The 1,737-nt window shown below is 75.0% G+C and carries 3 protein-coding genes; all 3 read left to right on the forward strand.

The genetic code is table 11. From position 1 onward, the window contains the following. Positions 1-509, forward strand: a 509-nt coding sequence (locus VGR37_19175; protein HEV2149531.1) for a hypothetical protein, incomplete at its 5' end; no start/stop codon positions are given. Further along, the gene (lptE, locus tag VGR37_19180) at positions 496-996 is read left to right on the forward strand and encodes an LPS assembly lipoprotein LptE (protein ID HEV2149532.1); all 501 of its coding nucleotides are present in this window, start codon (positions 496-498) and stop codon (positions 994-996) included. The genes VGR37_19175 and lptE, both read left to right, overlap by 14 nt. Next, a partial coding sequence (gene hemC, locus VGR37_19185) for a hydroxymethylbilane synthase (protein HEV2149533.1) occupies positions 993-1,737 on the forward strand: 745 nt, incomplete at its 3' end. The genes lptE and hemC, both read left to right, overlap by 4 nt.

Genomic DNA, 1,737 nt, shown 5'->3' on the forward strand with positions numbered 1-1,737 from the left:
AGGCGGGGTCGCGTGTCCGTGGGCGCGGCGTGGTCCGCGCCGAAGCCCCGGAGCGGCTGCGGCTCGACCTGTTCGGGCCGCGCGGCGAGACGTACCTCGCCGCCGCGCTGGTGGGCGACTCGTTCCGGGTCCCCCCGGCGGTCGCCGCCCGCTTCCCGCTCCCCTCGCCCGCGCTCCTCTGGGGGGGGCTCGGGGTGGTCCGGCCGCCCGCCGGAGCCCGGCTCGTCGGCGCAAGCGCTTCCGAGAATGCTGCCTCCCTGCGCTACGAGGTTGGCGCTGGCGAGACGGTGGAGTTCGGCGCCGAGGGGATGCGCCTCCGCACCATCCTCCGCTCCGGGGGATCGGGTGCGCTGGAGTCCGTCTCGGTCACCTACAGCCCTGCCGGCGCGCTGCAGCGGGCCGAGTACCGCGACCGCGGCGCGTACCGCACCCTGGTCCTCAACGTGGAATCGACCAAAGATGCCGCTCCATTTCCCCCGGAAACCTGGCTCCCCGGTGCGGCTCGCTAGCCTCCTGGCCGCGGCCGTCCTGCTCCTTTCCGGGTGCTATTCCTTCACCGGCGGGGGGCTCCCGCCGGGGATCCGCACCCTCGCCGTGGTGCCGTTCGAGAACGCCACCGCCGAGCCGGTGCTGAGCACGGACGTGCAGCTCCGCCTGCAGGACGAGATCCCGCGCAAGCTCGGCGTGCGCCTGGCCGACCAGCGCGTGGCCGACGCCATCCTGCGGGGGCGGATCACCGGCTTCGACGAGACCACCCCGGCCTTCCGCACCACCCCCGGCGTCAGCGAGCGGGTGGACGTGGTGCAGCGGCAGGTGCGGATCACCTTCGAGGCGGAGATCGTGAGCGTGCGCGGCGAACAGATCATCTGGAAGGGGAACGGCGTCTCCGCGATCGGCAACTACCAGCCCAACTCCGAGCAGGCGCAGACGGGCCGGGCCCGCGCCATCGCCGAGATGGTGCAGAAGATCATCGAGGGCGCGCAGTCGCAGTGGTGAGCCCCGCCTCGGGTCCCATCCGCATCGCGTCCCGGGGGAGCGAGCTGGCCCTCTGGCAGGCCCGCGCCGTGGAGCGCGCCCTCCGCGACGCCGACCCCGGCACCCCGGTGGAGATCCAGGTCGTCCGCACCACGGGCGACCGGATCCTCGACGTCCCCCTCGCCAAGATCGGCGACAAGGGGCTCTTCACCAAGGAGCTGGACGAGGCCCTGCTGCGCGGCGACGCCGACCTGGCGGTGCACTCGCTCAAGGACGTCCCCACCCGCCTCCCCGACGGGCTGGAGATCGTGGCCGTGACCGCCCGGGAAGACCCGCGCGACGTGCTGATCCGCCGCGACCGCGTCCCGGGCGCCCTGGCCGACCTCCCGGACGGGACCCGCGTGGGGACCAGCTCCCTCCGCCGGCGCGCGCAGCTCCGCGCCCTGCGACCGGACCTGGAGGTGGTGGACCTGCGCGGCAACCTCAACACCCGCCTCGCCAAGCTGGACGCGGGGGAGTACGACGCTATCGTCCTCGCCGCGGCCGGGGTGCTGCGGCTGGGCTGGGCCGACCGGATCTCCGGGTACCTGGATGCGGGCGGCTGGCTCCCCGCGGTGGGCCAGGGCGCGCTCGCCGTCGTCGCCCGCGCCGACGCCGCGGAGGTGCGGGAGCGGCTGCGTCCCCTCCACGACCCGGCCACGGCCGACGCCACCGCCGCCGAGCGCGCCTTCCTGCAGGCGCTGGAGGGCGGCTGCCAGATCC

The sequence above is a fragment of the Longimicrobiaceae bacterium genome (genome assembly GCA_035936415.1).
GTDB lineage: Bacteria > Gemmatimonadota > Gemmatimonadetes > Longimicrobiales > Longimicrobiaceae > JAFAYN01.